1 pseudogene is annotated in these 354 nt (G+C 44.4%); it reads left to right on the plus strand.

Annotated features, from left to right (window positions below):
• Positions 1–58: 58 nt before the first annotated feature.
• Positions 59–354 (plus strand): annotated as a pseudogene (locus F8R15_RS21300) (VOC family protein); the annotation flags it as partial.

Consider the following 354-nt stretch of genomic DNA (forward strand, 5'->3'; position numbering starts at 1 on the left):
GAAGTTCACATCCACATTGCCGTGAAATAGTTCTCGCCAATAAAACAAGGAGCACCCAATGAGATGGAAAGGCATTCACCATGTTGAGTTTTCAGTACTTGAATATGATAAATCCATAGCGTTTTTCGACAAGCTCTTCGGTTGGCTCGGATACACCAGCTTCTGGACGCTAGATATCGGCTATCGTTCTACCTATTACATGGCACGTTTCCCTTTCTTTCACAGTTATATCGGCATCCAACCAGCCACTAGTGGAGAAAAACTCAAATCCGACGAGCACCAAACCGGCATTCACCACATTGCACTCTGGGCAAAAAACCGCAAGGAAATCGACCGTTTTTATCAGGATTTCTT

This window comes from Thioclava sp. JE_KL1 (assembly GCF_009296265.1).
Taxonomy (GTDB): Bacteria; Pseudomonadota; Alphaproteobacteria; order Rhodobacterales; family Rhodobacteraceae; genus Thioclava.